24 protein-coding genes, 1 tRNA gene and 2 pseudogenes are annotated in these 22,958 nt (G+C 56.3%); 15 read left to right on the forward strand and 12 right to left on the reverse strand.

Annotation, left to right across the window (positions count from 1 at the left end; all coding sequences use genetic code 11):
• Positions 1 to 109 precede the first annotated feature (109 nt).
• From H8F23_RS12130 to H8F23_RS12145, 5 genes are all read left to right on the forward strand, one after another.
• Positions 110 to 199: transfer RNA gene (locus H8F23_RS12130), tRNA-Ser, on the forward strand.
• A gap of 204 nt (positions 200 to 403) precedes the next feature.
• The gene (locus H8F23_RS28875) at positions 404 to 622 is read left to right on the forward strand and encodes a hypothetical protein (protein WP_228759202.1); all 219 of its coding nucleotides are present in this window, start codon (positions 404 to 406) and stop codon (positions 620 to 622) included.
• 350 nt (positions 623 to 972) lie between these two features.
• Positions 973 to 1,938: a fimbrial protein gene (locus H8F23_RS12135; protein WP_194934518.1), complete on the forward strand. Its 966-nt coding sequence runs from the start codon at positions 973 to 975 to the stop codon at positions 1,936 to 1,938.
• Between the two features lie 368 nt (positions 1,939 to 2,306).
• Positions 2,307 to 2,600, forward strand: a complete 294-nt coding sequence (locus H8F23_RS12140; RefSeq protein ID WP_194934519.1) for a hypothetical protein — start codon at positions 2,307 to 2,309, stop codon at positions 2,598 to 2,600.
• 4 nt (positions 2,601 to 2,604) lie between these two features.
• Complete coding sequence (locus tag H8F23_RS12145) at positions 2,605 to 2,856, forward strand: hypothetical protein (protein WP_194934520.1); 252 nt, start codon at positions 2,605 to 2,607, stop codon at positions 2,854 to 2,856.
• Here H8F23_RS12145 and H8F23_RS12150 read toward each other — a convergent pair.
• The 5 genes and pseudogenes from H8F23_RS12150 to H8F23_RS12170 all read right to left on the reverse strand — a co-directional run.
• Complete coding sequence (locus H8F23_RS12150; protein WP_194934521.1) at positions 2,840 to 4,024, reverse strand: Arm DNA-binding domain-containing protein; 1,185 nt, start codon at positions 4,022 to 4,024, stop codon at positions 2,840 to 2,842. The genes H8F23_RS12145 and H8F23_RS12150 overlap by 17 nt on opposite strands.
• A 106-nt stretch (positions 4,025 to 4,130) precedes the next feature.
• Positions 4,131 to 4,301, reverse strand: a complete 171-nt coding sequence (locus H8F23_RS12155) for a hypothetical protein (RefSeq protein WP_194934522.1) — start codon at positions 4,299 to 4,301, stop codon at positions 4,131 to 4,133.
• Positions 4,291 to 4,542, reverse strand: coding sequence for a hypothetical protein (locus H8F23_RS12160; RefSeq protein WP_194934523.1), 252 nt, complete (start codon positions 4,540 to 4,542; stop codon positions 4,291 to 4,293). The genes H8F23_RS12155 and H8F23_RS12160 overlap by 11 nt, the downstream gene beginning before the upstream one ends.
• 66 nt (positions 4,543 to 4,608) lie before the next feature.
• The gene (locus H8F23_RS12165) at positions 4,609 to 4,902 is read right to left on the reverse strand and encodes a hypothetical protein (protein ID WP_194934524.1); all 294 of its coding nucleotides are present in this window, start codon (positions 4,900 to 4,902) and stop codon (positions 4,609 to 4,611) included.
• Between the two features lie 14 nt (positions 4,903 to 4,916).
• Positions 4,917 to 6,053, reverse strand: a pseudogene (locus H8F23_RS12170) (bifunctional DNA primase/helicase); the annotation flags it as partial.
• Here H8F23_RS12170 and H8F23_RS12175 point away from each other — a divergent pair.
• The 3 genes and pseudogenes from H8F23_RS12175 to H8F23_RS12185 form a co-directional block, all read left to right on the forward strand.
• A pseudogene (locus H8F23_RS12175) lies at positions 6,039 to 6,386 on the forward strand (phage tail tape measure protein); the annotation flags it as partial. The pseudogenes H8F23_RS12170 and H8F23_RS12175 sit on opposite strands and share 15 nt — an antisense overlap.
• Positions 6,387 to 6,450: 64 nt before the next feature.
• Entirely contained in the window at positions 6,451 to 7,149 is a 699-nt protein-coding gene (locus tag H8F23_RS12180) for a hypothetical protein (protein WP_194934593.1), read from the forward strand.
• Positions 7,122 to 8,093, forward strand: a complete 972-nt coding sequence (locus H8F23_RS12185; RefSeq protein WP_194934525.1) for a hypothetical protein — start codon at positions 7,122 to 7,124, stop codon at positions 8,091 to 8,093. The genes H8F23_RS12180 and H8F23_RS12185 overlap by 28 nt, the downstream gene beginning before the upstream one ends.
• 106 nt (positions 8,094 to 8,199) lie before the next feature.
• Here H8F23_RS12185 and H8F23_RS12190 read toward each other — a convergent pair whose 3' ends face one another.
• Together H8F23_RS12190 and H8F23_RS12195 are read right to left on the reverse strand one after the other, a co-directional pair.
• Positions 8,200 to 8,880: a phage tail protein gene (locus H8F23_RS12190; RefSeq protein ID WP_194934526.1), complete on the reverse strand. Its 681-nt coding sequence runs from the start codon at positions 8,878 to 8,880 to the stop codon at positions 8,200 to 8,202.
• Between the two features lies 1 nt (position 8,881).
• The gene (locus H8F23_RS12195) at positions 8,882 to 10,126 is read right to left on the reverse strand and encodes an AAA family ATPase (RefSeq protein WP_194934527.1); all 1,245 of its coding nucleotides are present in this window, start codon (positions 10,124 to 10,126) and stop codon (positions 8,882 to 8,884) included.
• 1,213 nt (positions 10,127 to 11,339) lie between these two features.
• Between H8F23_RS12195 and H8F23_RS12200 the strand changes: the two genes are divergently transcribed.
• Positions 11,340 to 11,660: a YbjQ family protein gene (locus H8F23_RS12200; protein ID WP_099758444.1), complete on the forward strand. Its 321-nt coding sequence runs from the start codon at positions 11,340 to 11,342 to the stop codon at positions 11,658 to 11,660.
• Between the two features lie 61 nt (positions 11,661 to 11,721).
• Here H8F23_RS12200 and H8F23_RS12205 read toward each other — a convergent pair whose 3' ends face one another.
• Positions 11,722 to 12,006 carry a hypothetical protein gene (locus tag H8F23_RS12205; protein ID WP_093441802.1) on the reverse strand — a complete coding sequence of 95 codons (285 nt, stop codon included), beginning with the start codon at positions 12,004 to 12,006 and terminating at the stop codon, positions 11,722 to 11,724.
• A gap of 237 nt (positions 12,007 to 12,243) precedes the next feature.
• Here H8F23_RS12205 and H8F23_RS12210 point away from each other — a divergent pair, with 237 nt between their 5' ends.
• The 4 genes from H8F23_RS12210 to H8F23_RS12225 all read left to right on the forward strand — a co-directional run bounded on the left by H8F23_RS12210 (position 12,244) and on the right by H8F23_RS12225 (position 13,975).
• On the forward strand, positions 12,244 to 12,432 hold the full coding sequence (locus H8F23_RS12210; RefSeq protein ID WP_093441821.1) for a hypothetical protein: 189 nt from the start codon (positions 12,244 to 12,246) through the stop codon (positions 12,430 to 12,432).
• A 324-nt stretch (positions 12,433 to 12,756) separates the two neighbouring features.
• Positions 12,757 to 13,128: a glycine zipper domain-containing protein gene (locus H8F23_RS12215; protein ID WP_016983669.1), complete on the forward strand. Its 372-nt coding sequence runs from the start codon at positions 12,757 to 12,759 to the stop codon at positions 13,126 to 13,128.
• A gap of 137 nt (positions 13,129 to 13,265) precedes the next feature.
• Positions 13,266 to 13,685 carry a YMGG-like glycine zipper-containing protein gene (locus tag H8F23_RS12220; RefSeq protein ID WP_007914081.1) on the forward strand — a complete coding sequence of 140 codons (420 nt, stop codon included), beginning with the start codon at positions 13,266 to 13,268 and terminating at the stop codon, positions 13,683 to 13,685.
• A 122-nt stretch (positions 13,686 to 13,807) separates the two neighbouring features.
• Entirely contained in the window at positions 13,808 to 13,975 is a 168-nt protein-coding gene (locus tag H8F23_RS12225; protein WP_007914082.1) for a hypothetical protein, read from the forward strand.
• Between the two features lie 74 nt (positions 13,976 to 14,049).
• On the opposite strand, the gene H8F23_RS12230 is transcribed toward H8F23_RS12225, so the two are convergent.
• Positions 14,050 to 14,478 (reverse strand): DUF6896 domain-containing protein, encoded by a 429-nt coding sequence (locus H8F23_RS12230; protein WP_194934528.1) that lies wholly within the window; start codon positions 14,476 to 14,478, stop codon positions 14,050 to 14,052.
• Positions 14,475 to 19,250 (reverse strand): RHS repeat-associated core domain-containing protein, encoded by a 4,776-nt coding sequence (locus H8F23_RS29290; RefSeq protein WP_194934529.1) that lies wholly within the window; start codon positions 19,248 to 19,250, stop codon positions 14,475 to 14,477. Before H8F23_RS29290 ends, H8F23_RS12230 begins: the two co-directional genes overlap by 4 nt.
• 244 nt (positions 19,251 to 19,494) lie before the next feature.
• Here H8F23_RS29290 and H8F23_RS12240 point away from each other — a divergent pair, with 244 nt between their 5' ends.
• A complete protein-coding gene (locus H8F23_RS12240; protein WP_026000652.1) occupies positions 19,495 to 20,190 on the forward strand; it encodes an HAD-IA family hydrolase in 696 nt (231 codons plus the stop codon).
• 74 nt (positions 20,191 to 20,264) lie between these two features.
• Here the strand turns inward: H8F23_RS12240 and H8F23_RS12245 are convergent, their stop codons facing one another.
• Entirely contained in the window at positions 20,265 to 21,011 is a 747-nt protein-coding gene (locus H8F23_RS12245) for a 3-oxoacyl-ACP reductase family protein (protein WP_194934530.1), read from the reverse strand.
• Positions 21,012 to 21,137: 126 nt separating this feature from the next.
• Between H8F23_RS12245 and H8F23_RS12250 the strand changes: the two genes are divergently transcribed.
• Positions 21,138 to 22,061: a LysR family transcriptional regulator gene (locus H8F23_RS12250; protein WP_194934531.1), complete on the forward strand. Its 924-nt coding sequence runs from the start codon at positions 21,138 to 21,140 to the stop codon at positions 22,059 to 22,061.
• 120 nt (positions 22,062 to 22,181) lie between these two features.
• Here the strand turns inward: H8F23_RS12250 and H8F23_RS12255 are convergent, their stop codons facing one another.
• On the reverse strand, positions 22,182 to 22,910 hold the full coding sequence (locus H8F23_RS12255) for an aspartate/glutamate racemase family protein (RefSeq protein WP_007916448.1): 729 nt from the start codon (positions 22,908 to 22,910) through the stop codon (positions 22,182 to 22,184).
• Positions 22,911 to 22,958: the final 48 nt, after the last annotated feature.

Genomic DNA, 22,958 nt, shown 5'->3' on the forward strand with positions numbered 1-22,958 from the left:
ACGACTTTTTCTCTTAACCGCATGAAAATTCTGAAAAAAAGTTTGCCATCGGAAAAGCTTTCGACTACATTAGCGCGCCTCGACAGACAGAACATGTTTGAAGAGATACGGTGAAGTGTCCGAGTGGCTTAAGGAGCACGCCTGGAAAGTGTGTATACAGGAAACTGTATCGAGAGTTCGAATCTCTCCTTCACCGCCACATTCAGTAAACGCAAACCCCTGATTTTCCTAGAGAAAGTCGGGGGTTTGTGGTTTTTGGCGTCTGAAAAAAGGTCATATGGGACTGAGATGGGACTGGCGCGCTATTTTGGTGCAAAAATGGCCGCCGCCGAATGGGTGGCTGACCTTCGCCAGCGATTCGATGAGCTAGGCTTCTGCGAACCGAACTCCAAGGAAAGCTGCTATGCCAAATAACTCAGATTCCAACATTGCTACTGCAGATGCACTCACGTTACTACTGCACAACCAGCATGCGCTTGGTGCGGCGATAGAGGAGGTCACCAAGTGGCTTTCGCGGAATGGCGTAGGGACAGTTGCAGAGAACGCGGTCGGGGCCATGGAAACCCTAGATGAAAACGCGAAAGCAATTACAGATGTGATCATGCGACTCCGTCGGCTTTAGGGAATCGTCTTGATAGGCTGCAATCTGCCAAAAGTGGACCTTTGCGCTATCTCCGGTATTAGTCGCCATTGACTCCCTTGACGAGTCAGCGGGGCAGGAGCAATTACTAGCGGGTTTGCTTGCGCCTGCCGGCGTACTCGGTGTCGGCGAAGGTCATCTGATTTATCGGGAAACTCGTGTGACGGGATCGGCGTACTTCAGCCTTTTTCAGACCATCCCCAGGGAGGAATAAGCTTGTAGATTGCGAGTCAGGGCGCAGGACGGCTGCGACGTGTTCTAAGAATCGCCTGATTCCCTTTGATATTTTGATTGATTAGCCTGCAATTCAACTTATCGTCAAACATGGTCCAATGAAGCGTTTAAGCCTTAAGAATCCACTACTCACCTTTGCCGCGGTGACGTTACTAGCGCACATGCCAGGCGCCATGGCCAAGTGCGAACTCAAAACCTCCACTATAGACCTTAACTACGGTGCGAATCTCACCAGTGGTGGTCTAAATATTCCCGCCGATGCGCCCATTGGCACGGTGGTCTACCAAGAAAGCTTGCAAGCGAGCAGGATGACTTGGCAATGCGACACAAGTTTTATGTACGGCATCATACCAAATCCGGCGCTGGCTACCATAGCCGTGGGTGCCTCGGTATCAACTTTTCCTATAGGTAAGACAGGGCTCTCCTACCGCATCTGGACAGGTTCCCAAAGTTACTATCTTTACTCTAAGAGTTCGGTCTTTCCAGGTAATTATGTTTTTCCAGCGGGGGGGATGCGGCTGGAAATCGTCAAGACAGGCGAGCTGTCTTCGCTAACAAAAATTGCAGCCGGCCACCTAGGGTCTTTGAAATTCGATAATTCAGACCTATACATATACAACCTAATCAACCCCATCGTGTTGAATGCCGCCTCATGTAAGACCCCTTCCGTCTCGGTAGCCATGGGCGACGATTATCAACTCCACGAATTTCGCGATGCCAACCCAACACCACGGACGGTGCGCTTCAACATCGCCTTGAATCAATGCCAGGCCGGCATCCAAAAGGTCACCTACTTGCTCAAGGCCAACACCACCGCCATCGACGCGGAAAAAGGTATCGTTGCGCTCAATGCCGGTTCCACCGCCAAGGGTATCGGTCTTCAATTGATGAATGACGCCGGCTTGCCTATCGCACTGGATACCATCTACCCGTTCGACGCCTTCACCACCACCGCCACCGACTTCAATATTCCCTTGTCTGCCTCGTATTACCGTCTGACGAACGATGAACTCAAGGCTGGCAGCGCCAACACCGAAGTCACCTTCATCGTGAACTACCTGTAAAACCAAGAACCGTCTGATTCTCCCTGCTTCTGGCCGCCCCTACAGTCCCGGGACGAGATCGGAAGACGGTGCCCTTGACGTCTCGAGTCAGCTTGTTGAGATGTGCTAGAACGCTGCGCCGATGCGATTAAGAGGTTTCGTGCTTTGTGTTGTATGGGCACTTTGAATGACCACTATTGGCCGATAGCGACCATCCATGACTGGTTCATTGAATTCCAGCCTATGTTCAATCGGCCCCCACACCTGGCTCAGGTGTGGGGGCCTTTTTGTTAGCTACCGTCCGCCGGAACTCCGTGGACTGGATTACCACACCCCCCTATGCTGGTTGCGCGATTCCCGCTACTCATCCCCGAACAGGAGACCCGCTTATGGCCGCCCCTGGAGCCAATCCAAAACCCGCCACATTCTCGTCTGGCGCACCCCGAGTGGAGCTGAGTACGGCCGTGCTGCAACACTTTTGGGGAGATCTGTTGGATAACTTGCACCGCGTCGAACATGACGGCGCCGAGATTGAAATCGATACCGCAACGGCTAAGGGCTTTATCCTGGCCTTGTCTGTGGGGGAGTTGATTACGGATGTGCAACGCGATCTGATGCACGACCTTCTGTCCCAGGCTCGCGAGGCAGCGCTGCGTCGTACCCGTCGTCATACCAAGGGCTGATGACATGATCGGCCAGGCCATTCAGTCCGATACTTTGAAAGTCCTGGTCAGCCAGCACGTGATCCGCGAAGTCGTGGTGGGTCGGGTCAATGCTGATAATGCTAAATGGACCCTATCGGTGCGCCTGGGAAGTCCCACGGCGCGGCTGGTGCCGGTGCGCTCCCGGCGTGAGTCGCTGCGCACCTGGGCCAGCCTGACGGCGGTGGGACGCTTTGCCGAGAGCATCGGCCTCAGTGGATTCAGTGTTGAGCTGTAACCGGTGACAGCTTCAACGCCAGTTGCAGCATACCCACCACATCCGGTCCGTCTTCATTGATCCACGTCCCATAGTGCTGACGGATCATGTTGCCGTTGGTATGGCCCATCTGTTCGGCGATCCAGTCGATCGACGCCACCCCGGTGGTCAGCAGTTGACTGGCGTAGGTGTGCCGGCACTGTCCGGGTCCCCGATAGCGAACGCCGGCGGCGAGCAAATGCGCCTTGAAGAAGCGATCGCGCACCACGAAGTCGTTGGCGTGCGGCAGGCCGCTTTTGGTATTCAGGAACACAAAGTGCAGCTTGTGTTGCCGCACCGTCTTGTTGTCCCGCTCGACCACCTCCACGGTTTCCGCTTTGCGTTTGCGGGTCAACGCATCGATCTTCTGCAGGGCGTCCCAGGCGGGTGCCAGCAGGCGCACTCGGCGCGTCGATCGGCGGGTTTTCGTCACCCGGTAGGCGCCGCGTACCTTGGACCGGCGAAAGGTCACCGTGCCTTGCGCCAGGTCGACATCCTCCCAGGCCAGGGCGATCGTCTCCGACACCCGTGGGCCTGCCCATAACATGAACTGCACCATCAGCAGTTCATGCGTGCGGCTGGTGGGGGTGTCGAGGATCTGTTTGATTTCCGCGCGGGTGAACGGGTCCGGGGCTTCCGGATCGGGTAGGCGCACCATCAATCCTTCGGTCGGGTCGTGCGCGACCTTCATCCGCGTGCGGTACAAGCGAAACACCTGCCGCACATTGCTGATGATGTCGCGGATGGTCTTGTTCTTCAGGGTCTTCGACAGCGTGTCCTGAATCCAGACCTGCAGGTCGAGGTGATCGATCTGGTTGATCTGCACCTTGCCCCAGCGTGGCCGCACATGCACTTCGGCCTTGTTGGCGTAACCTCGGTAGCTTGAGGCCGCGACGCTGTTGGCCTTGATCTTCAACCACAGATCCAAGTAATGACCAAAGGTGTTTTCCACCAGCCTGGGGGAGTTCGGAAAGTGCCGGGCGTAATCGAAGGTGCCGGTCTGGATCTCGTATTCAATGATGTCGGCCAGGCGCTTGGCCTGGGCCACGGTAGCCGGTGTGTTGCTGCCCGGGACCGTTTCCCGGCACTTCTCCCCTTTGTATTGAAAATAGATTCTCACGGACTTGCCGCGAGCTTCGACCCCACTCATGTAAACCCCTAAAGCTGTACTCGTATTTCGACAGTCTGACGATCGGAAACAAAAAGGCCCGTTTCCGGGCCAAGTATCTGCAAGCGCGTCTTCTGGTGGACGCGGCTTATGGTTTGGGCTTGTGCCGGCGCAGGTGGGCATTCAACAGCTGACGCCGCCGGCTGCAGGTCTGGTGATTGCCCTGGGCGCGCCACTTGCCACACTGGTCGCACACGCTGGTGTGATCCATGTTCCAGGGAAAGCGGCGCACCGGTGTTGCGGCAGGGTCATTGGTCATGGCGGGACGCTCCCCGAGTGGCCGGGGTGGCCAGCAGTTGGCTGATCACGGCGACATCTGTTTCGCTCAGGTCGCCCAGGGTGCTGGCCATCTGGCTGAGGCTTTCCAGGCGCGTTCGAGCTTCAGGGGTTTTATGCACCAGGTAGCCGATGACGGCAGCACCGATGATCGCGGTCGCCACCAGGTGCCGCGCCGGTGTGGTAGCCTGCGTGCCGCTGCTGTTTAGGTTCTGTGCTTGCATGGTATAGCCCTCTTTAGCGGTCAGGTGTCGGGGAGCTGCAACTCCTCGGCACTGTTTCTTATCAGGTCATTCCCAACGAGCTAGGTAAATCACCAGATCGTCAAAACTGGGGTCGTGTTCGACACATGATCGCCACTCCAGCACCTGCTGAATCTGCGTACGTGTGCAGAAATCCACCAGAATTTCTCGCTGCCCATCAACGGCCTGAGCTTCCAAGACGTCCATGAGGCCGTACTCCCCGAAGATCGCTGCGTTAATAAATGCTGGGATTTTTCCTCCCGCGATCGACTCCTTGTAAATCTCCTGCAACTTGTAAGTACCGATATTGCCGGCACTGCCCATAAACACTTGGATCTGCATCGGTGTCGCTCTCCTTACGCCTTGAATGTCCAGCACTTGACCGTGGTCGGCCGGGGTTGTGAAACGGGGTTGCGGTGGTTGTAGGCGGCGCGTACGGCACTGTGCACGGCCTTGTTGCTGTCGAGGAATTTGCGCGATCGCGACTCTTTGAGCAGATCGCGCAACGTGGCCACGTCGGCCAGCTTCTGTTTGTGTTCGGCGGCGCGCTCGCAGAATTCGTTGAGGTTGATGGCGATCACGGTCGGGTCACTGCTGTGGTCGACCACGGGGTCCTCGCTCAAGGATTCGAGGTAGTCGTAGACCTCCCAGAATTCGGCGACGGCCGGGTGGTCAGAACTGATTGAGGCCTGGCGCTCGATCGCCATACGGACGATTTGCCGTTGCGTGGCGGCGACTTGCGGATCACTCAATTTCAGCACCAGGCGCAGCGCGTCCAGCAGCGAGAGCAGTTGTGCGTGGTTCTTGCTGATCCGCTCTACGCGGATGTAGCCGCGCAGGTCATAACCGCAACTGCTGCAGTTGCCCTGGTCGCTGACATAGGCCGTGCTGCAGGCAAAACAGTGGGTGTGCAGGCGGCGCAGTTTGGATTCGTGTTCGGGCATGCGCTGGGCGAACAGATCAAGCACAGCGGATTCTTTACCCACCGCTTTCAACAGAAAATGACTGAGGACGCCGCCGTCCAGTGCGTTCAACTGATCAGCGGCCGCACGGCTCTCCGGGGTCACGGTCGGGCGTACGAAGTGCAGTTTGACGATGCGCGTCATGATCGCTTCGTGGGCAATCACCGCCGCGTTCTGGCTAATGGCGATCGTTCCCCGAAAGGGCGGTTCGTACGTCTCATTGCCTGCTGTCTTGACGCCTTTGGTGGCCAGCGTGCCGCCGCCGTAGAAGTCTTTCAGCTCATCCCATTCGAAGGTCTTCGCGTGTGCCCGATCATCGCTGTGGCGATCGGCCTCGAGGAACACCACCGGCATGCCGGAGACTTGGCCCATCAGGCGCGAGCGACCCGCCTTGGTCGACTTCATCGGGTCGAACCCTTCGTAACCCTCGCGGCCGAGCAGTTTCCACAGCAGGTTGAGCAGGGTGGTCTTGCCGGCGCCGGCCTCACCGGTGGCCTCCAGAAACGGAAACGACTGGTAACGCGCGCGGAGAACGCCAAGGATTTTGTGGCCTCGGCTTACCTGATCGAGGGCGCCATCAAAGGGCTTGCGGGCAACCAGCTCGCCACGTTCACCAACACCAGCAACTTGCTGGCGAAGGCCACCAAGTCTGACGCCGAAACCATGGGCGAATACGTCGGCACGCTCTACAACCTGCAGAAGTCCCAAGCGGATGCGATGGGGAAGGGCGCGTGGGTGGAAAAGCTCGGCGGTCAAACCGCGCTGGCCGTGCAGCTGTTTCGCACCAGCGGCGCGGCGATGAAAGACGCGTTCAAGGAAGCCGGCGCGATCGCCACCACATCCGGCGTCGACCTTGCCGAACAATCATCTGGGCATTTTCATTGGTGCCGTGAAGGCTGAAGAATCGCCGCTGGAGCCGGGTGTTTACCTGATCCCCGGTGGTTGCGTGGAAACGGCGCCGATCCGGCTGATCAAGGAAGACGTCAGGCTGGACGCTACCAGCCCCGGCCGGGCGAACTTCACCGTTCAATCCTCTGTGCCGCTGAAAGGGCTGGTGACGCTGGACATCGGCTACAACGAGGGCACGCTGCAACGCCACTTTATCGGCTACGTCGAGCGCTGCACTGCCGCCAACGCGGTTGAACAGGTACTGTTCTGCCGTGAGCTGGCTGCCGTGCTGGCCAATACGCTGCCGTTGAACCTGCGTCATGTGGATCTGCGGGCCGTGCTGGCCGAGGTCAGCGAACAGACCGGGCTGCGCTTTCGGATTCCCGATCGGCCTTATGCCAGCGTGAAGGCGCCGTATTTCTACAGCCTCGCCGCTGGATACCAGGCGATGGACAGTCTGGCCCGAGTGTTCAGCATTCCCGACTTCACCTGGCACCAGCTGGGCAACGGTGAAGTGTTCGCCGGCAGTTGGGCCGACAGTTTTTTCGGCGCGCGCGCGCCGCTGCAAATTCCCACGGAGCTGTTCGACGGCTACCAGGGCAACCAGAGCGCGATGGTCGCGGCCCTTCCCGGGTTGCGCCCAGGTGCAACAATCAATAACGGCGAGCGCATCACCACGGTGTCGCTTGCCAACGACCAGATGGCTATCCGATGGAAGACGCAATCCGCCGCGCTGTAGAGCGCCAATTCCCCGAACTCACCGGTGGCTATCACCTGCCGCGATTTGCCCGGGTTGTCGCCGTGGCCGACGCGCCGGCGGACGCCGGACTGTGCGACGACTTCCGTCCGCGCTACGCCATCGACATTGTCGTACTCGGTCCGGATGACGAGCCAGATCCGGCCATGCCGCCGCTCACTGGCGTTCCTTTACCACTGCCCACCGGTGGCGAGGAAATGGGCATTTATGCCTTTCCGGAGGAGGGCACGCGGGTCGTGGTGTGCTTCGCCTACGGCCTACCGAGCAAGCCCTACATCCAATCGATCTTGCCGCACGGGTTGAGCATGCCCAAGGTGCCGAAGGGTGATCAGGTGTGGCAGCACAGCGAGGCCGCCCAACAGCGCGTCGATGCCGACGGTAACTGGCTACGCCAGACCGATGGCAAGATCCGTGATCAGGCGATCGAGCGCGAAGTCGAAGCCCTGGACAACCACGAGCAGTTCCAGAGCCACACACGGGCGGTCGACGACCATTCGACCGAGACTGTGGGTGGTGTGAAAAAGATCGAGGCGCTTGGCGCGCTCAAGCTGATGTCGGGCGGATCAGCGAGCCTGGCGGCGGTGGACGATCTGCACCAGGCGACCGGTCGTGATCTGAACCTGGTTGTGGGTCAAAAGCACAACGTTACGGTGGGTGGCGATATGCACGAGAGGATCGAGGGCTTGCGTGAGAGTGTTGTGAAAATAAGTCAAGCAATGCTAGCGCCAAAGACATGGATTGGTTCTTCTGATTTAAACTTGTTGCGGGTTTTGAGTGAATTGATAACTTTAGTAGAGGAGATGAATGGTAGTTTAGCTGTGCATGTTCACTCGGTAGGGGCGCCGCCAAATAACGCTCCTTCGTTCTCAAATAATGCTAAAGAGGCTATGATAATTAATTCTAAGATTAAATCTATTATGCTTTAATCGAGTATGGCTGATAAGTTTCAAATTTTATTTCGATCTGCGAAGCTAGGTTGATATTGATCTGGTTATAATGAGATTTCGTGAGTTATTTGAATGGTAGGGCGGGTTAATTATTAAGGTGAGCAGTTTTTGAAGTTAGAGAATCTATAAAAATCTCTAGCGTACGGCTGAAAGCCTTGGCGTCGTTGATATCTCGATTTTTATTAAAGCAATTGCTCAGCGAGTTGTAGCACTGAAAGGTTTTTTCATGTCGTATATCGGATTTTGCAAGGGCTTTTTTTAGATGGGTTTCGCAAGATTTTAATTTGGATTTGTCACGTTTAAGTCCAGTATAAAACGGGATAAGCCAGCACTCGGTAGAGTGAACTGCTATGGCAAATATGACTCTATGGCCAAATTTGTCTAAAAAATCTTCAGTTAATTTTGAACCGATAAATTTTTCCACGTCGCTTGCCAGTTGCTCTGCGGAAAGTTCGGTGCCATCTTTGAAGTACGGAACATTAAAGTTTTCGTGCGCACAGCAGTCTGTATCAATTTGAATTACTAGGAACTCGTTGTATTCCAATGCTTCTGTTAGTTTTTCATTGTTTGAGCAGAACTCCAATACTTTTTCCCAGCCGCCAAAACTGTCTCTCGCCTGCCGTGCGACGTCTGTGGCATCCCTGAGTGGCTGCAAAACATTAATATCAGCCTCTTCACCTAAGGTACTTTCGATCACCGTGTAAATAATGCGCTCGATTACTACCTGATCTGTAATTCCCTCTGTGACTAATGCAAAACTTGGCATATCAAAATCCTTTTGGAAGTCCACCAATCACGCCGCGCATAAACATTTCAGACAGCTTTAGATCTTGACCTTTAGGTTTTGTGATTCTCTTAATGCGGGTATGTCCATGAGGGTTTCGGCTAATTACGAAAAGACGCTGTTCATCATCCTCAAGGTTTAGTCCGTCTAAGATAGCAGGGTTGTGTGTGGTAAGTAGTGCCTGCTTGTCGTGAGACTCAGCGAGAGTGCTTAGTTCCTGTATAAGTTTTGAGCAGAGTTTCGGATTTAGGGATGCGTCGATGTTATCGATTGCAAATATTTTGGGCGTGAGATCTGTTGAAAAGAGTGCGAAGTAGAAAAGCAGAAACATAAATCCTTCGTTGGCGCTTCTATGATCTAACTTTGCTTGTCCAACTTTCAAATATCTGTCGGTAATGTCTAGCACTGCTGTTGAGTTTGAGGTTTTATCGCTAACGGAGAAGCGATCGAACCATCCGAGAACTTTTAGGCAGTTGTTTATTTCTAAGATTTTAGCGTGGTCGTTGTCTTCGGATATAACAAGTAAGAGCTTAATTAGCCCTTCGCCATTTATTCCAAGCGGTTCCAGTTGACCTTCTTTTTCAAGAAGCCTTAACGCTGTGTTTTCAGGTGAGTATATAACAAAGTTGTTCAGGTCCTCTAGGTGGGCGTCATATTCGGACTTGAAGTTGCTGATAAGTGTGCCGATGAGTGTGGATGTTGGAACTTGTATTTTCGTGTTTTTCCTTTTTCCATCTGGTGCTAGTAAATTGTTAACCTCTTCGCTAGTGAGGAAGTCCATGAGTTCAGATATGGACTCTTTTAGCTTTTCCAAGTTGGCTTTGTCTTCTGATACGAATTCGCCTATACGGCTTTTGTAGTAGTCGCCAGAAGTTGTGTTGTTTCTTAAAATTTCATGCGTCCAGTTCGAATAATGTTTGTTGTCATTTTGGAGGGTGAAGCTCGATGTATTGCCGTTGTCTTCATTTATGTTTATTAAGATCGGGGCAGCATCAGAGAATCCTGTGAATTGTGGCCGCATGAGTGGAGCGGAGGTTACCCGGATTCCGCGTGACATCAGAAATTCGTTATCAAGTTTAGAAGCGTTAGCTGCACCCGCCAGCGCAATCGCTTCTAAAAAATTGCTCTTCCCAGCACCGTTTTCACCAATGAAAACGTTGATCCGGCCAAGTTCAACTTTAACTTTGTCGATCGATTTGAAATTCTGAATTTCGATCGTTCTTATCACGAAATTTCCTCTTCCTTAGAGTCAAATATAGGAGTTTATGTGGCAGGGGCTCAGGTAGCAAGACTTGCCTGACGTCGAAGGTCGTACTATCCGATATAGGCAAAAAATCGCTAAGGGAGAAAAAAATAATCCAAAAAGCACTTATCCCCCTCCCGCCGACGGGCTTTGCGTCCCTTTTTTATGCAAAGGCCAGAGTGGTGCAAACACCTGCTCTGGCCAAGCCTGCTGCGGGGGCTGTTGGCGTTGTAGCGATTGCACGCAGTGCAAGGTTTTGCAAAAAAGAGCAAAGGTAGTTGCACTGCGTTACGGAGCGTCGACGAGTTGGCAAAGGGAGTGAAACGCCCGGCGTGCAGGGGCGGCGCCCTGAAAAACCTACCGCACAGGATGTTTTCGTTTTCGGCACTGGTCGCACCAGCTGGGAATCCGACACCGCTCAGTCCGCTTGCAAAACGGCTGTAAGGCCTAGCCTGCTTGGCTCTCCGTTATTTTCTGGTATTGCACAGCGTAACCAAGGATTTACTTACGACCAGTGCCAATTTGCATGATGTGAAAAACGTCGGAAAGGGACGTCTTCTTGGCCATTTTTCAGACGTGGGCTGGGAAAAAGGTAATTTTGGTAAGCGAGGTGTAGAAACGCGCTACAGCCCTTGTCATGCCTGGCTTTCACTCATTACCTCAAGAGGTAATTTTAGGTAAGAGTTAGGGTAATAATTTCTGAAGTGCCCGGTTTTACTGGGTTTGAGGGCTATAAGGGATTACTCATAGGAAAGGTAATTTTCTAACCTCATACTTACCAAATTATTACCTTTGCTTACTGCTCTCAACGCCCCGATTTTCAAGGCTTCCAGAGCTTGCCTCATGCCGCATTACCAAAATTACCTTTTTCCCATGGGTCAACATGAAACGTCGAAACGGCCTTCGCGTCCGTGTTCTGCAACCTGGTGCGCAAAACCCATGGGACTGACATGGGACTGAGATTAAAAAACTCGCTCCTCTGCAGCCCTTATAAACCGGGGGGGTATGCTCAAAAAACCGCAAACGGGTAGTTTCGAATCTCTCCTTCACCGCCACATTCAGTACACAAAACCCCTGATTTCGAAAGAAGTCAGGGGTTTTGTGGTTTCTGGCGTCTGGATTTTATTGGCTACGGCTTGAAGTTCGTTTTGAGCGATTACCATTGCGGATTTATTCATCCATATAGGGACGACATTCCATGATCATTTCCACCACTCACGCCATTGAAGGCAGGCAGATCGCGGCCTACCTGGATATCGTCAGTGCCGAATCGGTGCAGGGCGTCAATGTGATCCGCGATATGTTCGCTGGTATGCGCGACTTTTTTGGCGGCCGCTCACAGACGCTGGAGCGCGCTTTGAAGGAGGCGCGTATTCAGGCGACCGAGGAAATCAGGGAGAGGGCGCGTGCTTTGCAAGCGGATGCGGTGGTCGGGGTGGACTTTGAGATCAGTATGCCCGGCGGGAAGGGCGGAATGGTTGTTGTGTTTGCGACGGGTACGGCGGTGAAGTTGCGCTGAGTTTGTTTGACGGGTGTGTAAGCCCATTCAGAGGTTGAATAGGCTCAATCTTGCGGTGCAATCAGCCTTGTGGCTTGAGGATTACGGTGCCTCTTTCGTCATAGGTCAGTGGTGTGTCGACGGCGACGAGAGGGGGTGTATCAGAAGGCGGGTTGGGTTCGACTGGCTTGCTGGGATGGTAAATGACCCCTGGTTGCAGAACCGGTGTATCCGGACCCGGATACTTGATGGTGATTTCACCGGAAGCGATCTTCTCCTTGAGTTTTTCCGCGCCAGCCTTGCCGGCTGCGATCTGTTCGTCCGTGAGTTTTACGACAGGCATATTGGGGAATCCGTTGATTTGCATGTTCTCTCCTTGAGATTCATTTGTATGAAAAAGGCAACGGCCTGGCTTTAAGATTCTTTAGTAATGTGGGACCAATGGTTCATCGTCTGTTTAAATTTTTCAGGCCATTCGTCGGCATCAGGAGATCTGAATCACAAGTCCAGGAATGACCGACTAGTCTAAAAAGCCATGGAGGTCGATATTTTTTCAGGCAAAAGGGTTTTTGCCGGTGTCGATCTGTTGCGACGGGGTGAAGGTATGACTGATCCGTATATCGAAGACGATGGCGCTGAATTTTCCTTCAATAACTGCGTACGGTGCGGCCAGACCGAGTATCAGTCAGGTTTTGGCGAGGATCCGGTGCAGATCGGCAAAATCAAATCCGCGGCACCCAAGGGACCCAAGGCGAAATTTCTCCCCAGGGTCACCACGCGTTCGAGGAAATAATGGTTCTCTGCATAACCCTGCTACTGAGCGGGGTTTTTTATGGTTGTGGGTTTGAAGAATTTTCCTACAGGTGGTGACGGAAAATCAGTCTGCTTTCACAAACTTTTCACGTCTGCCGCAGTAGGGTGAAGCCATCCGTTAGAAAGCAAGTCTCCAGCCCGTTTCCCCAGCGGGCTTTTTTTTGCCTGCCATAAAACCTTTTCCAGAATCGCTGTCCAATCGGCGCCGAGTGCGCGCGAGATCCGCGATTTTGGCTGGACTTTCGCGCAACGACGGCATTAAATCCCGGCCCTTTTTGTCATCCCAATTGTTGAGGTTTTCGTCATGCGTTTAACACTGCCTGCTCTGGTTCTGGGGCTTCTGGTTGCTCAAGGTGCAATGGCTGCCGGTGATGGCACTGCTGCGTTGGGCGGTGGTCTGGGTGGCGCACTGGGTAATGTCGTCGGCCAGAAAATGGGCGGCAGCACTGGCGCGGCCATTGGTGCCGGCGTAGCAGGCGCGGCGGGCAGCGCAATGGCGGCGCGCAAGGGTAGCCGGACCAAAGCGGCGATTGGCGGCGGTGTCGGTGCAGCGGGTGGTTCGGTGATCGGCAACAGCCTGGGCGGCAGAACCGGCGCCACGATTGGTGCAGGCCTGGGTGGCGCAGCTGGCGGCGCAGTGGGCAGCAACTTGTCCAAAGGTCACAAGCGTCACTGAGACTAATCCCTTGTCAGAAAAAGCCCGGCTCGATGTCGGGCTTTTTCATGGCTGAACGTTTTCCCCGTTCGACTCTCCAATCTCACATAGGCCCATGTCTGGGCGGACTGTCCCGCTTCGGGAACTGTGAGGTTCATATGCGCTTGTCATTATCTGCACTGTTTTTCGGTTTGCTGGTAGCACAAGGGGCGATGGCCGCCGGTGATGGAACCGCCGCTGTGGGCGGCGGCTTGGGCGGCGCGCTCGGCAATGTGGTCGGTGGACAACTCGGTGGCAGTACTGGCGCGGCGGTAGGTGCGGGTGTTGGTGGCGCGGCCGGCAGTGCCGTCGGCGCGAATAAGCGTAATCGCACCGAAGCTGCCATTGGCGGTGGTCTCGGCGCGGCGGGCGGCTCGGTCGTCGGCAACAGCCTCGGCGGCTCTACGGGCTCGACCATTGGTGCAGGGTTGGGCGGCGCGGCGGGTGGTGCGGTCGGCAATAATCTCGGTGACGATGGTGGCTCTCATTCGGGCGGCGGTCACAAGCACAAGAACAAACATAAAAACCGCCATCATTGATGGAGGGTTAAACGGAAACCCGGCATTTTGCCGGGTTTTTTGTATTTGCTCGTCGGACTTCGGAACGATTGGCTGTAGGGCTTTTCGAACGTCATACACTCCCTGAAATGACGAGGTTTGCCATGACTCCCGAAACCGAAGGCAAGGAAGAGAAAGGTTCTAGTGGACTGCCGTTTATCAATGATCCGGGGAATGAGGATCCGGGGTCGTTGATGGATGATGCGACAGTGCCGTTGAATGATTCGGATGAGGCAGATATGGAGTATGAAGAGGATGAGGATGAGCAGTGAGGGGAATAGGTTAGGTTGAAAGTCTGGAATTGGTTTTAAGGGCCTGAGTGAACAGGCCCTTTTGGTGGTCGAGTCTAATCGGTTTCTTTTGAGTCAGCCAATACATACAGGTTACTTATGCCTGACATTTTTTTGATTTTTTTTAGCTCTATATATTCTTTGAGTTCTTTTTTTATGGTTTCTTCATCGCAATATTTTCTATGTTTAGAGGGTCTTTCACAGGCAAAGTTGTATAGGCGCCAAGTATCAAATCCATTGATTTCACCGTTAGGGCCATAGTCGAAATCTACGCTTCCTGTCGATAAATTGATGCGGCAGCCAATACCGTGCAATTCATATTTAACGCCACGAGTAACTCTCCCGCATCGCTTTATTGCCTTGGTGCGCCAAAGCCTTCGAATGTCTCGAGTGCCAAATTTGCGCTCAAATATCAGCGTGCTGGACTCCACCATGGAGATAAAGTCATTTATCAGGATGTCCAAAGTTTCATTTTGATCGCTCATCTTCTTCTCCGATGCTCCAATCTGTCTAAACCTACGTTGTTTGCTGAATCTATTACATCTTCAATACTGTTTAGAGTTCTGTCGTATTTTATAAGGTCGGTTATGAGTTTGATTGTCACATTTATTGAGGTTTGCCGTGCGGCTGCTGCGCGATGGTGTCCGTCAAGAATATACAGGTTGCCGTCATGTTCTATGACATCGATGGGATCTACTGGATCGTATCCGTTGCGCATTTTATTTTTATAATCCTCGACTTTCTTGGTTGAAGTCTTTCCCTCTATTGTATGTATTCGCTTCAAAGTTTTTGGATCTATATTGTGAGCGATGGCCGGTAGGTTTGGCTCTCCTTCATCAACCGTAATCCCGTCACTTCCACCCGGCACCTCACACCCAGGCTTATTCGGCGGCGGACAGTTGGAACTCAACCCCAACGGATCCACCCACCCCGTCGGATTCGGTACGTACTGGTACTGATTCAAGCCACCCGCCAACTTGATGGGATCCGGCGTCAGATACCGTCCCAGCCGCGGGTCGTAGTACCGGTGTCGGTTGTAATGCAGCCCGCTTTCCGTATCGAAGTACTGCCCCTGAAAGCGCAGCGGCTGGTTCAGGTAGTCCTCGCCGGCGAGGGTCAGTGCGGCGACTTTGCCGTAGGCGTCGTATTGCGCTGACCAGACGATGTCGCCGCTGTAGTCGGTGAGTTCTTGCGGGGTGCCGAGGTGGTCGAGTTGGTAATAGAACGGGCAGGCTTTTTTCGGGCCTTTGCCGTCGAGCAGCGCGAGCGGGCGGAAGGTGCCGGGTTCGTAGACGTAGCTGCGGTATTCGTTTTCGCTGCTTTCGGCGACGAGGTGGTCGCCTTGCCAGAAGAACTCGATGGTGTCGTCGCCGACGGTTTTGCTGATGCGTCGGCCGAAGGCGTCGTAGCGGTAACTGGCGGTTTGGCCGTCGGGGCGAGTCATGCCGATCAGGCGGTGTTGGCTGTCGTAGCGGTATTCGGTGACGAGTGTCTGGCCGCGGCCACGACGTTCGCGGATCAGGTTGCCGAAGGCGTCGTAGTCGTAGTGGCGGTCGCCCTGCATCAGCAGGCGGTTGCCCTGGATCTGGCTCGGGCCGGGGCGGTCCTGCATCAGCAGGTTGCCGGCCGGGTCGTGGGCGAAGCTTTCCGGCAGTTCGTCGCGTGAGTGGCGTACGCGGATGAGGCGATCGAGGGCGTCGTAGCCGTAGGTGCGTTGGCCGTGGCGGCTATCGGCGATGTGCGCGAGATTGCCGTTGGCGTTGTAGGCATAATCGCGGCGGTACAACGCATCACGCTGATGGCCTACGGCGTGGGCGAGCAATCGTCCTTGATCGTCGTAGGTATATTCGCTGAGCAGCAGGCCCTGCTGACGTTGTTGTTCGCGCCCGGCCTGGTAGACATGACGGGTCAGCGGCGCGCCGTTGAGGTCGATGCCGGTCAGCGCGCCACCCTTGGCGTGGTGGTAGTCGAGCAGGCTGTTGTCCGGCAGGCGCATGCGCTTGAGCTGACCGCAGGCGTCGTAGCGGTAACGCAGGGTGCCCCAGCCCTGATGCTCGGTGATCAGCCGGTCCTGGCGGTCGTACTCGAAGGCCAGCGGATGTTGCTGGCCGTCGTCGACACCGATCAAACGTCCGAGGCGGTCGTATTGGTAGGAGACCTTGATCCCATCGGGCAGGGTTTTGAGCAGAAGACGCCCGGCGGCATCGCGTTTATACCCAGTAACCAGCTGCGAGCCGTCATCACCAAACTCGGTCTTTTCCAGCAGATGCCCATTGAGGTCGTAGGCGTACGCGGTACGGCGGCCGTCAAAACCGCTTTCCTGACGAATCAGCCCGGTGGACGTGTAGTCCAGCCGGTACTTTTCCCCGGATTCGTTCTCGATCTCGGTGAGCAGCAGTTGCGCATGGTCATAGCGGTACTGCACCTGCGTGCCGTCGGGGTTGATCCGCCGCGAGACCAGGTGCAGATCGTCGTCGTATTCGTAGCGGGTGATGCGCCCGAGTTCATCGCGCTCGGCGGTGACCTGGCCGTAGGCGCCGTAGCTGTAGGCGCGGGTGCTGCCGGTAGGAAATGTCGTCTGGATCAGTCGGCCAACGGCGTCCCAATGCTGACGGGTGACCGCGCCGTGTTCGTCGGCGGTGGTGATCCGTCGCCCCAGCGCGTCGTAGGAAAAACGCCGCACGCCGCCGTCGGGCAGGGTTTCCTCGGTCAACTGGCCGAGGCTGTTCCAGACCAGTCGATGGCGGCTACTGTCCGGGTAGCGGATCGACAGCAACTGGCCACGGGTGTCGTAGTAGTAATGGGTGACCTGACCATCGGGGTCGACTGCTTCGGTGACGTCACCCTCGGCATTGCGCCGGTACATCCATACCGCGTCACCGCGAGAGCGTTTATGCAGGAAACCGTTGCGATACTCGTAGGACGTTGGCGCGTCAGCCGGTGGAATCAGCGCCACTAGCCGTCCGACCTCGTCGTAGCGGTATTCAGTGACAGCGCCCAAGGCATCCTGCTCGGCGATCAAGCGCCCCGAGGAGTCATACGCCTTGAGCTGCTCGCTACCATCCGCCGAGACTTTACGCACAAGCCGCGCACGCTCGTCGTGGACGTAAACCTCTTCAGTGCCATCGACGTAATGCACCGCCACACTGCCGTCGTCGTTCCAGACGTAGCGCGTGTCCATCTGTGAAAACGACGCCCAGTGGCGCACGCAGCGGGCAGCCTTGCCCGACCGTTCCCACTCCCAAAAGAAACTCGCGCCGCCGGCCAGTTGCCGCTGCAGAATCACGTGAGCGTCGTCGTAGTCGTAACGCTCGCTGTCACCGACGGCGTTGGTCGCTTCGATCAGGTGCTGATAAGCGTCGTAGCGGTAACTGACCAGCGCTTGTTCAGTGCCCCAGGCACCGTCGCGAAACACCTGGTAATCCACACCCAGCAACTGCGCGCGGTCATAGCGCAACAACAGCGAACGCCCGGCGCCGTTGTCCAGGCGCTGCACCCGGTCAGACCGATCGCGCTGCACCGCCAGACGATTGCCATAGGCATCGCTGATCGCCGTCAGCCGTCCCGCGCGAAAGTGATAAAACCGCGCCGTTTCCCCGGCCAGCGCAAGGATCAGTTCCTCCGGCTCATCGCCCAGAAAGATCGCCGCCCGCGACAGGCTGTTGTGAATCGCCGGTCGTTCAACGCTCGGCAACGGAAAGCGAGTGCGCCGGTTTTCATGGTCGACCCAGACCACAAAGTCGCCGGCAAACTCCAGCCGATGCGCCAGCGAATGGCTCCAGCCAAACCCCAGCCCGACATCGATCTCCGCCGCACTACTGCGATACAACCGCGTGAACTCAAACGGCAACACGCCATCGAGCACCGCATCGTTCAGGGTCAGCAGTTCCTCACCGGTGACCATCGACACCGGACAACCGTTGGTGCAGGTGAAGGGCACGCAATCGGCGCTGTCGCCGTTGGGATTTTTCGCCTGATCCGGCGAATCGTCGTGAGGCTCATGCCGTTGCAACCGGCTCGAACCGCCAGACTTGTCCCGCACAACAGGCGCCGGATTCGGCACCGTCAACACCAGCGAATCGGCCTGACGAATGTTCAGCGGTATCGCCGGTGTCGGTTTCAACTCAACGTCACGCACATTGAGCATCAGCGGCTTCAAAACGCTGGCATGCCGCGTCAAATCCGCCGAGGACGTCAGCTCAGCCAGGCGCAACGCCGAAGCCGCCAGCCACTCGCGCGCGCGCGGCGACTTGATCTTCGCCAGCACCTTGCTGCTGAGGCGCACCGGCACACCGACGCCACCCGACAACCCCATCAGCAGAAAACTGACCAGCAGTTCGGCCCGAACCTCGGCCACCACTTCGGCCAGATACTGCGGCGGTAGCATCTTCAGCCAACTGGTAAACGCGGCCAGATGAATAAACAGCAGCGGTTCGTCACTGAGGATCAACAGGCCGTCGGCGATGGCCTCGCTGGAGGCATTCAATAACGCCTCAAGCTCGGTCTCGCTAAGGTATTCCAGCAATTTTTCACTGTTGGCCTGCAAGTCGGCGAGCAGGGCGAATACCTGTTTGATGTCGTCCCAGACACCATTCAGGGCTTGCTCGAACCCACGCCAATCGGCTTGTTGCAACTGACCGTACCGGTCAAAAAACCCGGCGCTGGAAAACTCCGTCCACTGCGGCTGAAACCCGGCCCATTCAGCGCGCAGCCAGCCTTCCAGGCCTGCAGTGACACCCTCATAAGAGGCATACAGAGCACGCACATGGTCGGTGGACACATCGGGAAAGAAGGTGATGCGATAACGCTGGCCCCGATCGCAGTCGGTCACTTGCAGAATGCCGCTGGGGCCGATGGTGTAATGCAGCGCTTCGCCGAAAGTCAGCACGCCGCCGACATCGGCAAGCACCGGTTCGAGCGTCACCGGCGTGTTGCCAATCGGCACAAATCTCGCGGCCTCGAACATGTGCACCAGCGTCAACGCCCCGCTGGCCGAGCACATGGCCACCGATGAACTGAGCGGCTGGCGTGACTTGATCGGCGCGCTGAGGCGCACGTCATTGCCGACGGTGAACACCTGCTCGACATCCAGCGCGGTGCCTGTCCAGAACTGCTCGGCCCAGGCGTCGTAGTTGTTCAGACACAGGCGGAATTCGCGGATCAGGTGTTCGAAGTCCGGTTCGTCGGGATTCAAAGCAGCAACAACGAGCAGGCCGATGCTGTTGTTCAGGGCCAGCAGCCGATCGGTTGGAAGCATTCGCAGTCTCTCGCGCACATCAAAAAGGTGCGGGGACATTGCGGGGGATCAATCAGGAAAGAAGTCGGGCGAGTAGGTGATGTCTGTAGGATGTTTCGCTAAATGTTTGCGAGTAGTTCATCGCCCAACAAATATTGCCCGTTGCTCAATGTCTGTCGCGATCGTTATGCTGCTGAACCCTTTAATCAGATCCGAGCAGCGGCATCACCTGCCGCCTGGGATGTCTTTGTTAACGGATCCGATGATGAATGCACCGCTGAAGGCGTTCGGCCCGATCAAGGCCGTGATTTTCGATATGGACGGTTTGCTGCTGGACACCGAGGGCATTTACACGGAAGTCACCTCGCTGATTGCCCAGCGCTACGGGCGCACCTTCGACTGGAGCGTCAAGCAGAACATCATTGGCCGCGGAGCCAATGATCTGGCGAACTACGTGGTGCAGGCGCTGGATCTGCCGATCACCGCCGAAGAGTTTCTGGTGATCCGCGAACCATTGATGCGCGAGCGTTTTCCCACAGCGCAAGCGATGCCGGGTGCCGAGGAACTGATTCGCCACCTCAAGGCGCACAACATCCCCATCGCCGTCGGCACCAGTTCGTCGCGGCAATCGTTCGGACAAAAAACCACGCTGCACCGCGACTGGTTCGCGCTGTTCGACTTCATTGTCACGGCGGACGATCCGGAAGTCGGCGCGGCGAAACCGGCGCCGGATATCTTCCTGACCGCTGCTCGCCGTCTGGGTGTGGCACCTGAGGACTGCCTGGTGTTCGAGGATTCGCCGTTTGGCGTGACCGCAGCGAAAGCCGCAGGCATGACGGCCATCGCCATCCCCGATGCCGCCATGGCCGATGAAAAGTACGCACACGCTGACGGGATTCTTCGTACCCTGAAAGCGTTCACGCCGAGTGCCTGTGGTTTGCCGGCGCTGGAATGGGCGTAAACATCTGAGACAAAAAAACGCCGCCCCTCTGTAAAAAGAGGGGCGGCGTTTTTCGTTCAGTCGACTCAGATAAATCAGGCGCCGAAACCACCGTCAATGGTCAGGCTGGCACCGGTGATGTAACCGGCTTCCGGGCCTGCCAGATAGGCGACGAAACTGGCGATTTCTTCGGCTTTACCGTAACGACCGACGGCCATCAACGGAATGAGGCTTTCGGCGAAGTCACCGTGCGCCGGGTTCATGTCTGTGTCGACCGGGCCAGGCTGGACGTTGTTGATGGTGATGCCGCGCGGGCCGAGGTCGCGGGCCAGACCTTTGGTCAAACCGACCAGCGCCGATTTGCTCATGGCGTACACACCGCCACCGGCGAAGGGCATGCGGTCGGCGTTGGTGCTGCCGATGTTGATGATGCGCGAACCTTCGCCCATGTGCTTGGCGGCTTCTTGCGAGGCGATGAATACGCTGCGCACGTTGATGGCCAGGGTCTGGTCGAAATCTTCCAGGGTGAAATCTTCCAGCGGAGCGACAGCCAGCACACCAGCGTTGTTGACCAGGATGTCGAGACGGCCAAAGGCTTCGACCGTGGTGCTGACGGCGTGGCGGATCGCTGCGGCGTCGGCGCTGTCGGCCTTGATCGCCAGGGCTTTGCCGCCGCTGGCGGTGATGCTGTTCTGTAACTCTTCGGCTTTGGCGGTGGAGCTGACGTAAGTGAAGGCTACTGCAGCGCCTTCAGCGGCCAGGCGTTTGACGATGGCAGCGCCGATACCACGGGAACCGCCTTGAATCAGAGCGACTTTGCCGCTGAGGTGTTGAGTGGTCATGTTCGATCTCCAGACTATTCAAGGCGGGATGCCTTGTTGTTGGAGCCGAGTATCGGCCTCTGATCCACAACCGTGTAGACCCTGATTGCTATAGTCTGTGTAAACCAAAAGTTTATAGTGGTGGCCATGGAAACCTTCAGCAGTATCGAATGCTTTGTCCGTAGTGCTGAGGTCGGTAGCTTTGCCGAGGCGGCGCGGCGCTTGAGCCTGACCCCGGCAGCGGTTGGCAAAAGTGTCGCAAAGCTTGAGGCTCGGCTGGGTGTGCGGCTGTTTCAGCGCAGCACCCGCAGTCTGACGCTGACCGAGGCGGGGCAGCTGTTTTTGAGTGAAGTCAGTGCCAGTCTGACCACGATCCAGAATGCCGTGGCCAATCTGGCCAGTGCCGAAGGGCAGCCGATCGGCACCTTGAAAGTCAGCATGGGCACGGTATTCGGGCGCCTTTATATAGTGCCGTTGCTCGGCGAGTTTCTGCGGCGCTTCCCGGCGATCAATCCGGACTGGCATTTCGATAATCGTCAGGTCGATCTGATCGGGCAGGGCTTTGATGCGGCGATTGGCGGCGGCTTTGAGCTGCCACAAGGTGTGGTGGCGCGCAGATTGACGCCAGCGCATCGGGTGTTGGTCGCTTCGCAGGATTATCTGAACGGCAATCCTGCGATCACTCATCCGGACGATCTCAAGCAGCACGACGGAATTCTGATTCGCTCACCGCAAACCGGGCGTGTGCGTTCATGGCAATTGACGCACCGCGATCAGCAGCACAGTCAGTTGATGCTCAAGGTCCGGATGACCATGAGCGATTCCGACGCCGCGTGTGCGACAGCAGCGCAGGGCTTGGGGATTGCGCTGGTGAGCATGCCGTTTGCGGTGGGGTATCTGCAGGCGGGTACGTTGCAGCGGGTATTGCCGGACTGGTTCGTCGATGATGGCAACATCTCCATCTATTACGCCGAACACAAATTGTTGCCGGGCAAGACGCGGGCGTTTGTCGATTATGTGATTGAACAATTTGCGGAACAGGGATTGGCGCGGCGCTTTAGTGCGATTTGAGCAAGGCCTGGGAACAAGGTGAAGGCCTTCGCGAGCAGGCTCGCTCCCACAGGGAAATGCATTCCAAATGTGGGAGCGAGCTTGCTCGCGAATGGGGCGACTCGATTTCCGATGATGAGCTTAGCGGGCAAACCGCCCTGGCCAGCCAATGATGTTCTTCGGTCGGGGTGTTGCATACGTTCGCACTTTCGACGTCGACAAGCGCAAGCGCACCAGTGATTCCGCAATCGTTACCGCCGCCGTCACGCCATCCACCACCGGCACGCCAGTGCGCCGACGAATCTGCTCATCCAGCCCGGCCATGCCGCCGCAACCCAGGCAGATCACCTCGGCTTTGTCCTGCGTCACCGCCAGTTCTGCCTGATGCACGATGGCTTCCAAGGCTCGCTGTGGCTCGTGTTCCAGCTCCAGAACGGCCAGACCACTGGCCCGTACCGACGCACAACGATCCCACAGGCCGGAGAGTTTCAGCCGATCTTCGATCAGCGGTACGGTGCGATCCAGCGTGGTCACCACCGAATAGGCGTGGCCGAGAAACATCGCCGTGCTCGCCGCCGCATCGGTGATATCCACCACCGGCACATTGAGCAATTCCTGCAGGCCTTCGCGGCCATGCTCGCCGTAACCGGCCTGAATCACCGCGTCGAACGGCTGATCGTAGGACATCACCCGATCCATCACCGCGATGGCCGCCAGATAGCTTTCGAAATTGCCTTCAATCGAGTCGGCACCGAAGTACGGGGTCAAACCGACGATTTCAGTGCCGGGCGAGGCGACAGCCTGCGCCGAGCGGGCAATGGCCTCGGTGATGGATTCGGTGGTGTTGACGTTGACCACGAGAATACGCATGGGGAAATCCTTATAGCGGGCAGTTCGGCGGCCCGAAGTCCGGGCCGC

The organism is Pseudomonas neuropathica (genome assembly GCF_015461835.1).
In the GTDB taxonomy this organism is placed as follows: domain Bacteria; phylum Pseudomonadota; class Gammaproteobacteria; order Pseudomonadales; family Pseudomonadaceae; genus Aquipseudomonas; species Aquipseudomonas neuropathica.

Bases quoted from the DNA above. Each gene is read 5' to 3' on its own strand.
- H8F23_RS28875 (WP_228759202.1), top strand. From the start codon at position 404: ATGCCAAATAACTCAGATTCCAACATTGCTACTGCAGATGCACTCACG.
- H8F23_RS12135 (WP_194934518.1), top strand. From the start codon at position 973: ATGAAGCGTTTAAGCCTTAAGAATCCACTACTCACCTTTGCCGCGGTG.
- H8F23_RS12140 (WP_194934519.1), top strand. From the start codon at position 2,307: ATGGCCGCCCCTGGAGCCAATCCAAAACCCGCCACATTCTCGTCTGGC.
- H8F23_RS12145 (WP_194934520.1), top strand. From the start codon at position 2,605: ATGATCGGCCAGGCCATTCAGTCCGATACTTTGAAAGTCCTGGTCAGC.
- H8F23_RS12150 (WP_194934521.1), bottom strand. From the start codon at position 4,024: ATGAGTGGGGTCGAAGCTCGCGGCAAGTCCGTGAGAATCTATTTTCAA.
- H8F23_RS12155 (WP_194934522.1), bottom strand. From the start codon at position 4,301: ATGACCAATGACCCTGCCGCAACACCGGTGCGCCGCTTTCCCTGGAAC.
- H8F23_RS12160 (WP_194934523.1), bottom strand. From the start codon at position 4,542: ATGCAAGCACAGAACCTAAACAGCAGCGGCACGCAGGCTACCACACCG.
- H8F23_RS12165 (WP_194934524.1), bottom strand. From the start codon at position 4,902: ATGCAGATCCAAGTGTTTATGGGCAGTGCCGGCAATATCGGTACTTAC.
- H8F23_RS12185 (WP_194934525.1), top strand. From the start codon at position 7,122: ATGGAAGACGCAATCCGCCGCGCTGTAGAGCGCCAATTCCCCGAACTC.
- H8F23_RS12190 (WP_194934526.1), bottom strand. From the start codon at position 8,880: ATGCCAAGTTTTGCATTAGTCACAGAGGGAATTACAGATCAGGTAGTA.
- H8F23_RS12200 (WP_099758444.1), top strand. From the start codon at position 11,340: ATGATCATTTCCACCACTCACGCCATTGAAGGCAGGCAGATCGCGGCC.
- H8F23_RS12205 (WP_093441802.1), bottom strand. From the start codon at position 12,006: ATGCAAATCAACGGATTCCCCAATATGCCTGTCGTAAAACTCACGGAC.
- H8F23_RS12210 (WP_093441821.1), top strand. From the start codon at position 12,244: ATGACTGATCCGTATATCGAAGACGATGGCGCTGAATTTTCCTTCAAT.
- H8F23_RS12215 (WP_016983669.1), top strand. From the start codon at position 12,757: ATGCGTTTAACACTGCCTGCTCTGGTTCTGGGGCTTCTGGTTGCTCAA.
- H8F23_RS12220 (WP_007914081.1), top strand. From the start codon at position 13,266: ATGCGCTTGTCATTATCTGCACTGTTTTTCGGTTTGCTGGTAGCACAA.
- H8F23_RS12225 (WP_007914082.1), top strand. From the start codon at position 13,808: ATGACTCCCGAAACCGAAGGCAAGGAAGAGAAAGGTTCTAGTGGACTG.
- H8F23_RS12230 (WP_194934528.1), bottom strand. From the start codon at position 14,478: ATGAGCGATCAAAATGAAACTTTGGACATCCTGATAAATGACTTTATC.
- H8F23_RS29290 (WP_194934529.1), bottom strand. From the start codon at position 19,250: ATGCTTCCAACCGATCGGCTGCTGGCCCTGAACAACAGCATCGGCCTG.
- H8F23_RS12240 (WP_026000652.1), top strand. From the start codon at position 19,495: ATGAATGCACCGCTGAAGGCGTTCGGCCCGATCAAGGCCGTGATTTTC.
- H8F23_RS12245 (WP_194934530.1), bottom strand. From the start codon at position 21,011: ATGACCACTCAACACCTCAGCGGCAAAGTCGCTCTGATTCAAGGCGGT.
- H8F23_RS12250 (WP_194934531.1), top strand. From the start codon at position 21,138: ATGGAAACCTTCAGCAGTATCGAATGCTTTGTCCGTAGTGCTGAGGTC.
- H8F23_RS12255 (WP_007916448.1), bottom strand. From the start codon at position 22,910: ATGCGTATTCTCGTGGTCAACGTCAACACCACCGAATCCATCACCGAG.